The 15,163-nt window shown below is 60.1% G+C and carries 15 protein-coding genes; 4 read left to right on the forward strand and 11 right to left on the reverse strand.

Going from position 1 to position 15,163, the window contains the following annotated elements; genetic code table 11:
* Positions 1 to 217: 217 nt before the first annotated feature.
* The 6 genes from AC286M_RS00360 to AC286M_RS00385 all read right to left on the reverse strand — a co-directional run bounded on the left by AC286M_RS00360 (position 218) and on the right by AC286M_RS00385 (position 8,904).
* Positions 218 to 2,242: a hypothetical protein gene (locus AC286M_RS00360; RefSeq protein WP_488202484.1), complete on the reverse strand. Its 2,025-nt coding sequence runs from the start codon at positions 2,240 to 2,242 to the stop codon at positions 218 to 220.
* Positions 2,243 to 2,376: 134 nt separating this feature from the next.
* Positions 2,377 to 3,093, reverse strand: coding sequence for a hypothetical protein (locus tag AC286M_RS00365; RefSeq protein ID WP_488202485.1), 717 nt, complete (start codon positions 3,091 to 3,093; stop codon positions 2,377 to 2,379).
* Between the two features lie 1,134 nt (positions 3,094 to 4,227).
* A complete protein-coding gene (locus tag AC286M_RS00370; protein ID WP_488202486.1) occupies positions 4,228 to 4,686 on the reverse strand; it encodes a toxin-activating lysine-acyltransferase in 459 nt (152 codons plus the stop codon).
* Between the two features lie 133 nt (positions 4,687 to 4,819).
* Positions 4,820 to 5,044 carry a beta-barrel domain-containing protein gene (locus tag AC286M_RS00375; protein WP_488202487.1) on the reverse strand — a complete coding sequence of 75 codons (225 nt, stop codon included), beginning with the start codon at positions 5,042 to 5,044 and terminating at the stop codon, positions 4,820 to 4,822.
* A 1-nt stretch (position 5,045) separates the two neighbouring features.
* Positions 5,046 to 8,459 (reverse strand): type I secretion system permease/ATPase, encoded by a 3,414-nt coding sequence (locus AC286M_RS00380; protein ID WP_488202488.1) that lies wholly within the window; start codon positions 8,457 to 8,459, stop codon positions 5,046 to 5,048.
* A gap of 217 nt (positions 8,460 to 8,676) precedes the next feature.
* Positions 8,677 to 8,904, reverse strand: coding sequence for a hypothetical protein (locus AC286M_RS00385; protein ID WP_488202489.1), 228 nt, complete (start codon positions 8,902 to 8,904; stop codon positions 8,677 to 8,679).
* Positions 8,905 to 9,132: 228 nt separating this feature from the next.
* On the opposite strand from AC286M_RS00385, the gene AC286M_RS00390 reads away from it, so the two are divergent.
* Entirely contained in the window at positions 9,133 to 9,534 is a 402-nt protein-coding gene (locus tag AC286M_RS00390) for a transposase (protein WP_488202490.1), read from the forward strand.
* Between the two features lie 135 nt (positions 9,535 to 9,669).
* On the opposite strand, the gene AC286M_RS00395 is transcribed toward AC286M_RS00390, so the two are convergent.
* Complete coding sequence (locus AC286M_RS00395) at positions 9,670 to 9,939, reverse strand: hypothetical protein (protein WP_488202491.1); 270 nt, start codon at positions 9,937 to 9,939, stop codon at positions 9,670 to 9,672.
* A 397-nt stretch (positions 9,940 to 10,336) separates the two neighbouring features.
* Between AC286M_RS00395 and AC286M_RS00400 the strand changes: the two genes are divergently transcribed.
* The 3 genes from AC286M_RS00400 to AC286M_RS00410 all read left to right on the forward strand — a co-directional run bounded on the left by AC286M_RS00400 (position 10,337) and on the right by AC286M_RS00410 (position 12,982).
* Complete coding sequence (locus AC286M_RS00400) at positions 10,337 to 10,837, forward strand: hypothetical protein (RefSeq protein ID WP_488202492.1); 501 nt, start codon at positions 10,337 to 10,339, stop codon at positions 10,835 to 10,837.
* Positions 10,834 to 12,723 carry a site-specific integrase gene (locus AC286M_RS00405; protein WP_488202493.1) on the forward strand — a complete coding sequence of 630 codons (1,890 nt, stop codon included), beginning with the start codon at positions 10,834 to 10,836 and terminating at the stop codon, positions 12,721 to 12,723. The genes AC286M_RS00400 and AC286M_RS00405 overlap by 4 nt, the downstream gene beginning before the upstream one ends.
* A gap of 73 nt (positions 12,724 to 12,796) precedes the next feature.
* Positions 12,797 to 12,982: a hypothetical protein gene (locus AC286M_RS00410; RefSeq protein ID WP_488202494.1), complete on the forward strand. Its 186-nt coding sequence runs from the start codon at positions 12,797 to 12,799 to the stop codon at positions 12,980 to 12,982.
* A 36-nt stretch (positions 12,983 to 13,018) separates the two neighbouring features.
* Here AC286M_RS00410 and AC286M_RS00415 read toward each other — a convergent pair whose 3' ends face one another.
* From AC286M_RS00415 to AC286M_RS00430, 4 genes are all read right to left on the reverse strand, one after another.
* Positions 13,019 to 13,237 (reverse strand): hypothetical protein, encoded by a 219-nt coding sequence (locus tag AC286M_RS00415; protein WP_488202495.1) that lies wholly within the window; start codon positions 13,235 to 13,237, stop codon positions 13,019 to 13,021.
* A gap of 25 nt (positions 13,238 to 13,262) precedes the next feature.
* On the reverse strand, positions 13,263 to 13,925 hold the full coding sequence (locus tag AC286M_RS00420) for a ParB/RepB/Spo0J family partition protein (RefSeq protein WP_488202496.1): 663 nt from the start codon (positions 13,923 to 13,925) through the stop codon (positions 13,263 to 13,265).
* Positions 13,926 to 14,049: 124 nt separating this feature from the next.
* The gene (locus AC286M_RS00425) at positions 14,050 to 14,637 is read right to left on the reverse strand and encodes a ParA family protein (protein WP_488202497.1); all 588 of its coding nucleotides are present in this window, start codon (positions 14,635 to 14,637) and stop codon (positions 14,050 to 14,052) included.
* A gap of 4 nt (positions 14,638 to 14,641) precedes the next feature.
* A complete protein-coding gene (locus AC286M_RS00430) occupies positions 14,642 to 15,004 on the reverse strand; it encodes a ParA family protein (RefSeq protein ID WP_488202498.1) in 363 nt (120 codons plus the stop codon).
* Between the last annotated feature and the right edge of the window lie 159 nt (positions 15,005 to 15,163).

A 15,163-nucleotide genomic window follows, 5' to 3' on the forward strand; every position in this document is an offset into this window, starting at 1 on the left:
GTCAAACGGGAACCTACTTGCGAATCGCATGAGGGCGCATCTCGCCGCATGGCGCGCTAAACAAACGGGTGTCACAAACATGGTCGAATCGCATTAGTTATTCCCAGTCCCTTTCCGAAAGCGCCATGTCCGGCGGCTTCGGAAAGGGGAGATGAGCGGCCTCACCTCCACCGATGACACCGCTGGTGTCATCGGATTGATCCCTGACGTCAGAGAATCACTGATTGACCTTCACCTGGAATTTCAAGGTGATGGTGCCGGTGGAGCTCAAAGCGTTGGCAGCGCCACCGCAGCGAACAACACCGGTTTCGGACTCATCCAGAGCGGCAACGGGATTCAACATGTTGGACGAGCAGGTGCCAGTGCCCGGCTGCAGCGTGGTGTGTGTAGGCACGATGTCCTTAAGCATCACATTCGCGACAGCTGCGGCGCCGTTGTTCGTCACCGTGGTCTCGTACCAAATGCACTGACCAGGCTTGACCTGCAAATTCGCCGATGAGGTCGGCGTGCCGGATGCGCTGCAAGCGGTATCCAGGGACTGGTGCTTGATAAGACTCAGTTGGCTGGTACTCACCGTCACTGCGTTGATGACGGTTTGGCTGCCGCAATTCGGCGTGCCGTCCGTGTCCTCGATCTTCAGTTCAAAGCTCGCACTAGCGCCATCCGACGCATTGCTCGGCGCAAACACGCGAACCAGCAACGGTTTGGATGCAGCCGAAACGAGGCCCCCAGCAATGGAGCCAGGAACCAGGCCGTCGGTCGCGTTGTAGCGCGCAATCAGCACGTCGCTGTTGTCGAACTGGTTCAGTGTGCCCTTGTCCTCATACACAACCATCGACCAACCGGCCGCGAGCGCAGCAGACGACATCCCGGGGGTCACGATCAGACCCGTGGAAGCGCCGCAGGACTGGCTACCAGTGTTGGTCATGGTATGCAGGAAATCAGCCGGATTGCCAGGACCAACCTGCTTCGTACCGCCAGTCGGGCCAAAGCTAAAGCTCTTGGTGGCCGCAGTGGAGACGGAAAGCGCCGTCTTGATGTAGTCACTTGCGATCGAACCGCCAAGGACCGAGTTCGCAGTACCACGCACGCGGAAGTAAATTTCCTGAGCAGCTGCAGCCGGGGCCGACACTGGCGGGGTCACGACCGCGATGGCACGGCGATACGATCCAGGATCAACAGTGATCTGCGTCAACTCGGCACCAGCAATCGACTGCACCACGCTGGTGTCATACGCGTAATACTTCACCGAGTAGCCAGCTGGCAGGTTGCCAGGGAAGGTGGTCGTCGTGCTGTGGCTGAAATCGAACGTCGCTGTGGCGCTGTCGTTGTTGCGAACGTACAAGTCAAACACTGCATGGCCAGCTGCCGCATTGGCGGCATCAGACGACGTGTAAGCCGTACCACCTGCGACGATCGAGAGCGTCTGTGACACGTTGCCCGTGCTCAGGTTGGCACCAGGACCAATATCAGCAGCCGTACCGGCCAGCGTGGAGGTCAAATCCACATAGCCTGCGACGACATCGGTGAGGCGCAAGAATGCGGTATCCGATTCGGTGCCATCACTCACGGAAGCCGCCGTCACCTTAACTTGGTAGTTCACGCCAGTGGCCACAGGGGTGTTAGCCGGCAGCTTAGCAAGCAGGTAGATCTTCTTGGTCGTGCTCTTGAGCATCGGACCCGTGTCGGTACCTGGGTTGCTAGGCGTGGAAACGCCCGTGGTGTTTTGCAGCGGCGAGAGCTTGTCACTATCCACCCAGCTGAACGTGGTTCCCGCGGGGAACGGCGTCGCGCCGGTGTTGTCGATAGTCAGCTCGAACGTATCCGTCGCGTTGCCCTGGTTTGCGATGTCGATCTCGAAAGCAACAACGCCACCTGGCATGCCGCGGGGCGTTACCACCACGTCCGTCAGACTTGCGGGATCGTCAATGCTTCCAATCTGTACGTCGCTGGTGGGCAGAATCGTGAAGGGCAACGCTGCGGCGGTGCTCATGGTGGCGCAACCCGTGCCATTACTGGCAGCCGCTAGATCAGCAACTGCGCAGGATAGCTGGCTGTATTTGTATTCACCGTTGTGCAGACCAAGAGCCGCACTGGTGTCCACCTTGACCTGGAAAGTGATGCTGCTTTCAATGTTTACAGCCACATCCTTGACCAACGCTTCGACAACGTTGCCAGTCACGTTGAAAAAAATCTTGTCAGCCGGTGCACTGTTGGGGGAGCCATCCTCGTTTGGCACCACTGAGCCAGCCCACCTGACGCTGCCTGGGACGTAAGCCAAACCGGCAGGAAGCTGCGCTCGCATGTAGACATTGCCAGCGGCCACGCCCGACTTGTATATCGTAGCTAAGTGTGTAGGTTGCAGTGGAGTCAACCTTACCGCTGTTGGGCGCTGCCGACAGCGTCGAATTGAATGCTGCAGCAGTCGACACATGGACCGTGTCCACGTCTTGTGAGCGTCTGACTCGCGTAGTCAATGGCCGTGTTGGCCGCGGTGACGCTGACGTTACCAGTACCGCTCCAAGGAGTAGGACTCGTCGGCGCATTCGCAGGGACCTTGTAGATCACCACGTAATGGAAGGTCGCGCCCGCCTCAATGGTGATAGGGGCGGTTGCGTACTCCGTTCCGTTGGAAACTGGGCCAACACCAGGGGTGGCCAGCAGCGACGGAGCACCGGTGTTAGCCTTTCCCTCACCTGGGAAGACGTCGATGCTGCTGAGATAAGGGGCGCTGCCGCTGCGCGGATCTTGCACCTTGATCACGAACTGATCAGCTCCATTGCCTTCGTTCTTGATGTAATGGGAAACCGTCACCTCAGACCCGGGAGCCGCATACGCGGTGCCATTGGGAGAGAGGGTGAACGCGCCGACCTGCTGCACCGTCGTTTCAACGAGGTTGGATTGCGCAGCTTTTGCCTCGCCATCCGCGTTGACAAACGTTGCAATGGCCTGCGATGTAATTTTTTCGCTGGCCTTTGGCGTCGACTGAGCCTGGGCGATGGAGCCGAACGGTGCCACCAGTTGCGATACCACCACGCATGACGCGGCCGCACGCAACGCCCAGCGCCTTGGGCGCGTGGAGAACGTACTCATAGAGAATCCTTAGAGGGTTTGTTAAATGCTGATCCGGACCACGTGAACGGGACCCGGGCAAGAAAAGCACGCCGCATTCAGCGCTGCGGAGTGGTATCGGCTGCGCCGGAAGGCGTCGCGGGAGACACAGAAGGCGCGGCAGAGTTGACACGCGCACGCAAAGTGACTGCGACGCTTCGACCAGCCGGCAAGGAGCCCACCTGCCAACGCAGGGAACGATAGTCGGAATACGGCAGTTCCACCTTCTTGCCGTTTTGCACACCCAACAGAGGTTCAGCACCAGCCGTGCCATCACGCGACACAGCGCGCACTGCGTGCTTGGGTTCAGATTTCGCGCTGCGAGGGAGGTACTCAGTCCCTCGGGCACCGGCAGGCTCGCCTCCAGATCCCGCACAGACTTATCTGAGGTGTTCGTGTAAACCGCGCGGTACTCAAGCACGTCGCCAGGCTTCACTGACGGCGCGTCCACAGTTTTCTCTTTCCCGGCTTCCACCACCACACGTGATTGCGTGAGAACGATCTTGACCGGGCCCTGCACCTCTTCCTCTGCAGCGTGGGCAGACGCGAGAAATGCGGTCGCGCACACGAGCGCCAGCGTCACAAGTTGATGGACAAAGCGCAAGCCACCACAACGGCGGGCCGGCATTGGAGAGTCGAGTTGGTACATCATTTGGTCCTTGAAGTTCAGCCTTGCACGTCCCGCTGAAGTCCCTTTCGATGGATCTTCTGACCAGTTGCCTCAATCACGCAGGCAGCAGCATCATTTCGGGGTGAGTAATGTTGCCGCTGGTGGTTACTTGACAGAAAAGAGATACACCAACACGACCTGTTACAGAACGAGCGCGCAGTTTTATGGAACGGGCGGAATTTGACCCGTCGCTCCATACGGCAATTGCGCCGCGGAAACAGCGTCAACGTGCCTCTTTTTCGATTTCCGCGGGAGGCAGAAGAAGGCCCATGATCCGCGCAGTGTCCCTGGATGGACGAGGCAAAGCGCACCGAGTCGTTCCGGCTGGCACGACTCCGCGGATATGGCGACAGCGGTGACTGGATGCTCTATTCGTCCGAGTGCGTGCTATCTAACCGGCAACACTTTCACGGTAGCAGGCCGTACGTCAGCGTACTGTCGCTCTCTCACTCCGACCCGTGGGGATTGGCACGCGCATCCGTCCTTTTGGTCAAACCCTGCAAGCCGTTCAGGGTGTCAGAGAGGTATACATCCAGACGCTGGCGACCGGCGACGCGCTCGACTCCGGGGCCCATAAACTCCATCACACGCGCCCTCGTCGAGGGCGGTTTCACGCGCAACGCGCGGGCGACTTCATGAGAAAACCTGCGCGCTAGGTAACGCTTGAGCACCCATGAGCCTCTCGCATCGAACGGAGCGATCCAGTCTACAAACCAAAGCCTGTCGCCACAGTTCCAGGAAACCAGGGGGATGGAGGAGGCGTCCAGCAGGTATGCCAGCTCCGCCTTCTTGTCCAAGAGCGCCCAAGTGCAGAACGCGAACGGGATGCCATCCCGGTGCGCAATCACATATTGATTCAGTTCAACCGGGAGAAGGAGGAGTGCTTTCGAAGATCGGCATTCCAAGTCCTATGCATCGGGGAGCTCATCCACAACCAGCTCATCATGCCCAAGGCACGGAACTTGTCTGTGCCTGCTCCACCATCCAAGAACTCTACCGGTGCATGGCTTCCCATCTCAAGACTCTCGGTCGACATAATCATCTCTCCCGCAAACTTTCAGTCCCAGCCCGTTCAATCGGGCTGAGCAAGTATTCGATTACCCGCCGTTGCCCCGTTTTAATCTCAGCAGTAAGACTCATGCCTGGCGAAATGCGCATCTGCTTGCCATCCACATCGATTGCGGCTCGATCAATCGTCAGCGTCACAGGGAAGATTGCGCCGCGCTTCTCGTCATTCACGGCGTCCGGTGTTACCCACTTCACCCTAGCGGGCACCGTTCCATAGCGCGTGTACGGAAACGTCTCCAGTTTGATGCTCGGCGCCCTGTCCTTCGTAGACATAACCGATGTCTTTGTTCTCCAGCGTCACCTCTGCGATGACTTCAGCGTCATCGGGCACGATCACCATCAAAGGCTGTGCCTCCGTCGCAACGCCGCCGGCCGTATGTACCGCCAGCTGCTGCACCACTCCACTCACGGGAGCTCTCAGATGCGTAAGCTTCTCCCTTTGTACTGCTTTGGCTTGATCCTGAGCCAATTGCTGAGCGGTGGTGTGTGCCTCTGCCAGCCGGCGCTGGAGCGAGTTGCGTGTCTCGGCTCTCCATGATTCCGCTGACCGGCGAGTTTCCGCGAGAGCCGACTGAGCCTCAATCATTCGCGATCGCTGAAGCGCGATATCGAGCTCGAGCTCCACTCGCTCACGCGTTTTGTCCTGGGTGGCATGACCAGAGGTAAAGCCGCGTTCGGCCAACCTCTTGAAGTCCTGTTCCCGTGTCTTCAACATCGGTAAGGTCGCCTCGAGCTTAGAGATAGTCTCGCGCACCGTCACGATTCCGGCCTGCCGGCGCTGAATCTGCGCCTCAAATTGAGCCTCTTTTGCACGCAGGTCCTGCCACTCCGTCGCAAGCTGGCTTTGAACCAATTCCCATCCCTCGACATCCCTTGGCGGGGGTCCCACTTTGGGAGCCCGCCCTGAAACGAGGCTCTTCAGCAAAGCTTCGGACCTCATGCTCTCGCTTAAAGCGAACGCAAGCCGCTCGTTCACATTGGAGCGATCTGCCGTAGCCATGGTCGGATCGAGCTCCACCAACAACTGGCCCGCTTTGACGCGGTCGCCATCGCGTACCAGAACCTGCTGGATAACGCTGGTCTCAAGCGCCTGAATCACCTTGGTGCGCTCGCTGACAATGATGCGGCCCGAAGCCACGGCCACTATGTCCACTTTCCCAAGGATGGACCAAGCCAGCGCGATGACGAACAAGACGATCAACGTCCAAGCCAGACGGCGGGGTGAAGGGTGTACCGGGGTTTCCTGAAGGCTCAATGCCGAGGGAAGAAATGCCGCCTCGTCCGCCAGCCTGGTTGGCCCGGCCAACTGATTTCGAACATCCCACGAGGCACGCAGGATTGCCCAGTATCGCCCGAGCAGCTCCATGAAAGGATGCCTTGGCCGCTCTAGATTTGGCGCCACCGAATCGCCCTTGGGAGCGACGTCGATCACGCCGTCGTCATTGGAGGACGCAGAATGATTCACGCTATGCCCCCCACCATGCTGATACCCGTCCTGCATGCGCCATAGACGTGCATACAGCCCCTGAGGCCGCCGAAGAAGAACATCATGACTCCCCTCTTCGAGAATTCGGCCCTTGTCCATCACAATGATCCGATCTGCATTGCGCACCGCGCTGAGTCGATGAGCAATGATCAGCACGGTGCGGCCTTGGCAGATCCGAGCCATGTTCTTCTGAATGATTGCCTCGCTCTCATAGTCGAGCGCGCTGGTAGCCTCATCAAAAATGAGGATTCTAGGATTGCTGAAGAGCGCTCTTGCGATTGCGATTCTCTGTCGCTGTCCGCCGGAAAGCCCACTGCCCTGCTCACCGACCACCGTGTCATAGCCTTCAGGCAACTCACTGATGAACTCGTGTGCACCCGCAAGCTCGGCCACTCTCACCACTGCTTCAATCGGCGCCGCAGGGTCTGCGATTGCGATGTTCTCGCGAACGCTGCGGTTGAACAACAGGTTTTCTTGCAGCACGACGCCGACCTGCCTGCGCAACTGGGCGGCATCAATCAAACTGATGTCAATCCCGTCGATAAGAAGTCGGCCCTGCTCGGGTACATAGAGACGCTGCACTAGCTTGGTCAGCGTGCTCTTGCCCGATCCCGACCGCCCCACGATGCCCAGCACCTCTCCAGCCCGCACATCCAGTTTCACCGCATGAAGTACAGGTGCCGCCTCTGGCCGATACCGAAACGTCACGTCGTCGAGCGCAATGCTGCCGCGCACGGATGGCAACTGCGCCGCGCTTGTCGGCGGTACTTCAGTTCGCGTGTTCAGGATGTCACCCAAGCGGGCCATCGAGATGCCCACCTGCTGGAATTCCGTCCATAGCTGGGCCATTCGCATGATAGGCTGAGCAACGCGCTGAGCAAACATGTTGAAGGCGATGAACTGACCGACTGTCAGCTGGTTATCCATGACCAGGTGCGCGCCCCACCACAATGTGGCCGCATTCACCAGCTTCCCGATCAGGTTGACGCCCTCATTGGCCCATCCTGCGAGATTCTGAGTTTTGAAGCTTGCCGACACGTAGGCCGCCAACTGGTTGTCCCAGCGCTGCGCGAAAGCCGGCTCAAGCGCTGAGGCCTTGACCGTCTGAATGCCGGTGACACTCTCCACCAGCATGGCCTGGTTCTCAGCACCCCTGGCAAACTTCACGTCGAGGCGCTGCCGGAGGATGGGGATCACCCCCAGGCTGAGGCCAAAATAAAGCGGCAGGCTGGCGAGAACTATCAGCGTCAGAGTAACGCTGTAAAAAAGCATGATTGCGATGAACACAATCGAAAACACCACGTCGAGAACGACGGTCAGGGCATTGCCTGTAAGGAAACCTCTGATGCTCTCAAGCTCACGCACGCGCGCGACGCTGTCGCCCACCCGGCGAGTCTGAAAGTATGCAAGTGGTAGCTGGATGAGGTGACGGAAGAGCCGGGCACCTAGCTCCACGTCAATGCGGCTCGTTGTGTGGCTGAAGACATACGCTCGCAAGCCACTGAGCACACTCTCGAACACCACGATCACCACCAGTCCGATGATTAACACGTCCAGTGTCGTCACTCCCCGGTGCACCAGAACCTTGTCCATCACCACCTGAAAGAACAGTGGACTGACCAGTGCGAACAGCTGCAGTATGAAGCTGATGAACAACACTTCGCTGAGCAGTTTGCGATGCTTGACCAGGCTTGGGATGAACCAGCTGAAGTCAAACTTGGCGAGCTCCCCCACCAAGCTGGCCCGACTCGTGATGAGAATGAGCGCGCCAGTCCACCGGGCACCAAAGGCTTCCACGGTGTCGATCACCGGACGCGCATTTTCCCCGTCTTGCACGAGAACTCGTTGACCATCACATTTTGCAAGCACCACCACGCTCCCATCTATCATGAGAGCAAGTGCTGGCAGCGGACTGAGCTCCAGACGATCGGTAGAGGTGTGAGTGAGCTTCGCCTTCAGGCCGAGTCTCCTTGCCCCCAGAAGCAGGTCCCGACTGCGTACAGGATCCCCTTCTGACAGGTTCAACTGATGCGCCAGTACCGCCGGATCGGCTGCGACCTGATGCAAACGTGCAATCATGCACAGCGCATTCAGCGCAATCTGCCCCGGCGATGCTTGAGTCATCTGCGTCCCATCTGGCGTCCTGCCTTTTGGCAGCACGCGGATTGTTCTACCTAAAGAACGGCCTTTTTGTGATCCTGAGCGGTACCCGCCTACGTGGCAGGCTCTGTCGGTCAAAGAAAACCCGCCCCATCGCTAGAGCGGGCAAAAACCGCACCCGTACTGGTGTGGGTGGTCCCCACCACTTCATTAGCGAGACAAGTATGTGAGGATTGCCGTTTCAACGGGCAAAATGGGAACGAATTGTCGTCTTGGCACCCTCAGACGCATCCTTTTTGACACCTATCGCACTGCGGCTGACCGCTTTTGCGTCAGCGCTGTCGCCGATCTGCTTAGCGGCGCAAGATCCTTTTTCAGACGGTCCCTTAGCTAGTGGTCTGCGACGATCGCTGACTGATTTGGCCCAAAGGCGATGGCCGATTCCATTAGCGCGCATGAGCGCACCCATCTTGTTGTGTTCCACTGAAAACTGACCCAGTGGGGGTGCGGATGAAATCTTGGACTACCAGGAGGTAGTTCATGCATTCGTACAAAGACAGAATTCGAGCGGTCCAGCTCTACATCAAGCTGGGCAAGCACATCAGGGCAACCATCCGTCACCTCGTTTACCCAACCAAGAATGCCCTGAAGAGCTGGCACCGTGAGTACGAACGACGTTCGGCTCTGCCTGAGGGCTATGGGCCGGCCTCCGAAGTACTCGCAGGATCAGAAGCAGGCGGCTACTGCGCACTACCTTGCGCATGATCGCTGCATTGCTGCAACGATGAGGGCATTGGGATACCCAGGCCGGGGTACGTTGACCGCCTGGATTCGCGACGCACTTCCTGAGAGCAGGAGAGTCGACGTTGGCACCGCCGGCCGGCGAAGATATTCCGAGACATTGAAACAGGCGGGCGTCATGGAGCTCTGCACGCGGCAGGAAGGTGCGCAAGCCGTGGCAGAAAAACTGGGCGTATGTAGGCCGACGCTGTACAACTGGAAGAACCAGCTACTCGGCCGCGAGGCGCCCGCATCCATGAAACGCCGGAACCCCTCACCACCATCACCTGAACGAGCGGATCTGGAGCAACAGCTCTAATCCCTGCACCGCGACATCCGGCAACTGCAGCTCGAACGCGATCTCTTGAAGAAGGCCAATGAACGGCTAAAAAGAGGCCTGGAGTTGGAGTTGACCCACTTCGGTGGACGGGTACTGGTTTGATTCTCAAACCGTTTAGGGTGGTGTCGCGACATCCACGACAACACCAAACAGGGCTTCGTTGCTCCTTTCAAAGTTCAGGGGTGAGAGGTAGCCCAGGCCGCTGTGGCGACGCCTGGAGTTGTGCGAGCCTTCAATCCAGGTACGACGCCTTCCTTGCTGGACCTGAAGGTATTCGTCCATCCCGAGTCGGCACTGAACAATCACCCCGGTTGTTTTTGTGGCATGCCGCCGGCCGGTCGCTGCGCCGGACACGCCTTGTTGCTCAATGCCGCGAATCGGCATACCTTCGTAGGTTGTCTCGGCCGCGCTGCAGCTTAGTTTCAATATTTATTGCGGTATCACATACGATTAGTTGAAGGGGCGGGCCATCTCACCCGACCGCGAACTAGTGCGGCAGTAAGTAAAGATTATTTGCATAATCTCTACCTCAAATCGTGCAGTCCGAATCCGCGTCAGACACCGATTCCAACCCCCCGACCCGAAAATCTCCAATGGCGACAAGCACTTACCCTGGCGTCCCCGCCGACTTCAAGTCGCGCCACAAGCCCAGCGTCGACCTGGTGGAGCGCCATGCCACCACCGCCAAATACCATGGAGGCGCCTCTTTCAAGTCCAAAGCCTCGGCCGCCAGCGCACGGCGACGACGCTGCGCAAGACCGCAGACGAGCTCAAAGACACCGTGAGCGCGGCCGATCTTCAGGCCCTGCAGCGGGCCGCCCAGGTGCTGGATCGGCAGGCCGAAGATCTGGGCGTGTTCGCGCGCTGGGCCGATCAATACAAGGTCTTCAGCGACCAGCGCCGGCTCGAGGAAGACACCGCGAGCGCGCAGGCGTTGGCCCAGGCACGTTGGGGCGATGACGCCGCGGCGCACCAGCTCGACCGACAACTCATGGACGAGTGCCACAGCCTCATCGGCGGCGAAAAACTCGGGTTGTTCGTCCTGAAAAACTACCCGCGTTTTGCCGACGTGAAGCCTCAGAACTTCATGCTGAGCGGGTACCGGTCCACACGCCTGGATGGGGCCGACGAGCGCACCAACACAGCCCACTGCATCATTTCCATCGACGCGCGCAGCAGCCGCTACGAGCGCGCCAGTGGCGAGTCCATGGCCATGATCGGGCGCGACATTTTTGATGCCTACGTCGCGCACCGCCGCGCCGAAAAGGCCAATCTCAAATGAGCCGTGCGCGCATCGGCCCCCACCACCTGGCGTATTTGCGCGCCGTCGCCGACGGCCTGGAGGTGCTGGCCTGCGCGCGCACCTACCTGGGCATCGAGGATCCGCGCGAGGCGCACATCGCCCACAACGAGCTCAGCGCCCAGCTGCGCCTGGCGGCCAAACAAGCCGGCGAGCGCCACCACCGGCTCATCGGCATTCGTATCCGCGAGAAGGCCCGCCAGGCACCCAGCCAGGCCAAGCGCCCTAGCCTGTCCGAGTTCATCGAGGCACGAGACCTGGACGGCTGGAGCGAGGCCGAACAACTTGAGTTGTACGAGGCCGAGTACCCGCCGACGCAGCAAACTTCAACCGCGCAGGCGCAGCTGCAGCGGCGCGAGCGCAGCCGCCAGCGCGTGGTTGAAATCCTTCGCCGCCTGGAAGTCGACGGGCGCACCACGGCGCAGCCGCGCCCGACCGATGAAGTCGATGCCTGGTTTGCGGATCACCTGGCGCAGCGCCTGGTGCGCGCGGGCTACGTCAACTTGCAGCAGCTGGCCGATCGTGTGCGGCAGGGTGGGCAGTGGTACAGCGGGATCACGGCCGTGGGCCGCACGAAGGCCGTTCACATTGCACAGCAGCTCGAAGCCATCCTGCCGGGCAGCACGCGCCGGCGCTCGATGGGCTTTGCGGCGCCGACGCAGGCGTTGATCGGTTCGCACGGAAGCCGCACGAAAGCGGTAGTGGATCGACCCGAAAACCGAGCCCAAATCCGACCTGGCAGCCAACCAGAGACCCCATCGGAAAACGCCCTGCTCCCGCCCTCTTCCGATTTGAACACCGCCTGGCGCGCGGACAACATCGGCGCCATCCGTACCGACCCGCAAGCGCTGGCCACCTGGGCAGAGGCCTGCGCGGGCTCGCAAGCCACCCGTAAATCCTACCTTCGCGAAGGCCGCCGGCTGCTGCTGTGGCTGCAGATCGAGCGTGCGGGACGCCGCCTGGCGGACTTCAAACTCGACGACGCCCAGGCCTACCGGACCTTTCTCGCGTATGTGCCAGAGGGATGGATTTCTCGCGCCAAGGCGTCTCCTGGCCAAGAAGGCTGGACGCCCTTTAAAGGGCAGCTGAGCGCCGCGAGCCAGCGGCAAGCGATGACCATCCTCGCGAGCTGGTTCGATTGGCTGTGCAACGCCGAGTACTTGCGCGCCAACCCGTGGAAGCTCGTGAAGAAGACCGGTCAGAGCACGGCTTCGACCCAAGACAGCCGTGCGCTCAACACCAAAGCGATATCACTCAAGGCCATGGGTGAGATCGGAGCCTTCATCGAGCGCCAGCCGCCCTCCCCTGCCCGCGCTCGTGCTCGGTTCGTGGTCGCCTTCCTGTCAACCACGGGCCTGCGCAGCGCCGAGCTGCTGGCCGCGAAGATCTCCGACATCCGGGTGGAGCCTGAAGGGGTTTTCTTGCGGGTGGTGAGCAAGGGAAAGAAAGCGCGCGACGTGATGCTGGTCGATGTGGCGCTCAACGTGCTAGACGACTATTTGGCCAGCCGCGGCCTGGAGAGTCTTGATGTTGCGCCTGGCAATGCTCCAGTGCTGGCCAGTCTGCCCGACCCGATGAAGCCGGTGAGCTACCAGACCCTTTACAAGACCACCCGCACCTGGCTCACTCGCGCAATAGCCAGCTCTGCCCTATCGGCAGCAGAGCAAAGCCGCCTGCCAGGCGCATCAGCACATTGGCTGCGGCACACCTTCGGGACGACCTCGGTGGCGCTGGGCACACCCTACGACGTTGTCCAGCAACAGCTCGGACACTCGCGCATCGATACCACGATGTCCATTTATAGTCGCGCGCCGCTGCAGCGTCGCGCTGCAGAGCTACAGCGGGCATGGGCGAAGGTTACTGAATAACCCCTCTTCCCCGACACCGAGTTCGTTCTGTCCAGAACCTGCCCGCCCCTGATCATTGGGCTCGTCGCCGCCAATGGCTGACCACAGCTTTGAAAGCTGGCAAAGCTCTCCAATTCATCTTGGCATAGGCAAAGAAAATCCGGCTGGTCCTGCCGAAGGTCAGGAGGGGTTGAACCGTTCAACCCCTCCTGCTCGGCAAATGATTCCCGCCGACACCATGAAGGTCGATGCCTCCTTGGCCAAAAAAAAAGGGGGTTGAACGGTTCAACCCCCTTTCCTATCTAGGTTCGACGCCCTACTTTGTCGCCTTTGGCAGTGTTGTGGCGATAAACGCATCAACCAGTTCGCTCAAGGCCTTCAACTGATCAGGCCCAACGACGGTTGCGGCGAACGAAACGGTCGCCCTCCCCTTTCCGTCAAGCGCGATCGAGGCAGCTTCCTTGCCGTTACGCTGGATGACGATCGGGGGGGGTTGAACCGTTCCACCCCCCTCACCTTCGGCAGCAAGCAGCATCTCGAGGACGTCTTTCGCTGACCGGTTAGCACCGAGAGCCTTCGCCATATTTGCCCGCGCGGACAAGTCCCGATAGATCGCGCTCCAGGGAGTCAGCCAGAGGCTTCGCCCAGCGAAATTGAAGATCGAGCGGCGATGCAAACGCATCTACAACCTCGCGTGGAAGCTTGGCCAACGAGATGGCCTTGCCCACCTGACCCAGGTCGACACCGACCTGTTCTGCAAGTTTGCGACTCGAGGGGAAAAGCCCCTTCTCCAGCGCACGCTGGTACATCATCCCCTGCTCCCAGGCGCTGAGATTTTTTCGGCTGCGGTTCTCCCTATCCATCTGCACGAAAAGATCGACTTCGCCGAGGTTGTCGATCACCGCAAGCACCGGCAGACCAAGTTCCAGGCATGCTCGGTGACGTCGGTGGCCGAAGACGATCTCGAACTCGTACTCACCCCCCGGCTTATTCACTCGGACCTTGATCGGCTGGACATTGCCGCCGGCTGAAGCGATCTCCTGCTCGAGCTCCAGGAAGTCCGCACCGGTGAAGTTGGCTTGGTCGCGATTGGCCCACGTACTCCAGCCGACCAACTTCGGGTCCAGGAGCCGCGTCGCCTTTGCGCCCTCCCACTGGTTCAGCTCGTCGCGAAGACGATCGTTCTCACGTTGCGCATCCGACTCGCGCGCCAGATGAACCATCAGAGCACCGGGGCCGGTGCGCGGCGTAGGAGCCGTTACTGGTGCCGGCGCCGGCGCAGAACCCGCAGGCCCGATCGCTGCCAAAGCGCGATCCCTGAGGTTTGGCTTCTTCTGAGACATGGACTCAGCCCTCCTTTTTGATGACCGCGGAGACAACGTCCGCGGAATGAGCCCAGACGCCTGCCACCTGCTGCTCGACATAGTCGACCAGGCTCTCATAGGCATCACGAGCGCGTTTGAGTGTCTTTGCTTGGACGGACGAAGGGCCGAGGTCGTAGACAGTACCGAACTCGGCGCTTGCGCTGGCAGCGACCGAGGTCTTCGGGATCTCGACCGGGATGACATGCCGGCCGTAAGCAGACCCAATCCACTGGCGAACCGCGACGCTTACCGCGTCGGCGCGATCGACGCGTGAGAGGACCACGTCAACGAAGGAAAACTTCTTGTCGTCGCCACCAGCCTTGAACAGCCCTCCGCACACTTCGGTGAAGAGGTTCCAAAATTGAGCCGAGCTGGCGAAGTCCAGCGCATTCGGTGGCAAAGGCATCACCACGCCATCTGCAGCGATCAGTGCGTTGATGGTGATGTAGGAGAGGGACGGGGGGGTGTCGATGATGATGATGTCGTACGCATCGCGCGCGGCAGTCAGACCGTCATCGAGCACACGCCAGAAAGCGAAGCCGCGCTCGGACTTCTGGCGCGATGGCAGCAAGAACTCAGCATTGAAGAGGAGGGGGGCAGCAGGCCACCAAGTCGATCCCATCCCAGTAAGTTTTCTGGATCGCTGGCATGACAGAGTCGGCATCGCCTGCGCAGAGCGGGAGGATGGTGTCTGTCTCTTCGACTTCGGTGTCGGGAAGCACGCCGAAAAGCGTGGTGAGTGAGCCTTGGGGGTCACAGTCGATTACCAGCACTTTATGGCCCCGCAGCGAGAGGCCTTGCGCCAGCGCTGCAGCGGTGGTCGTCTTCGACACGCCACCCTTGAAGTTGGCCACGGTGATCACCGCGCCAGGCGCTTTGGCAGCGTCCCTCAGGCTCTCTACGCGGAAGGACTTGATACATTCGCGGGCCTCGGCCAAAGTCCACTCGCGACGAGCGGGCTGTCGTCCTTTGTGCCCCCGGACAGATCACCCTTGCGCACCAGGTACTGCAGGCGGTTCTTGTCCACGCCACACAGCTCGGCTAGCTGCGTGCTGTTGTAGGTTGGCGCGCTTTTGCGTGCCTCAGGGGCGAGCATG

Source organism: Thainema salinarum CENA647, from assembly GCF_057732415.1.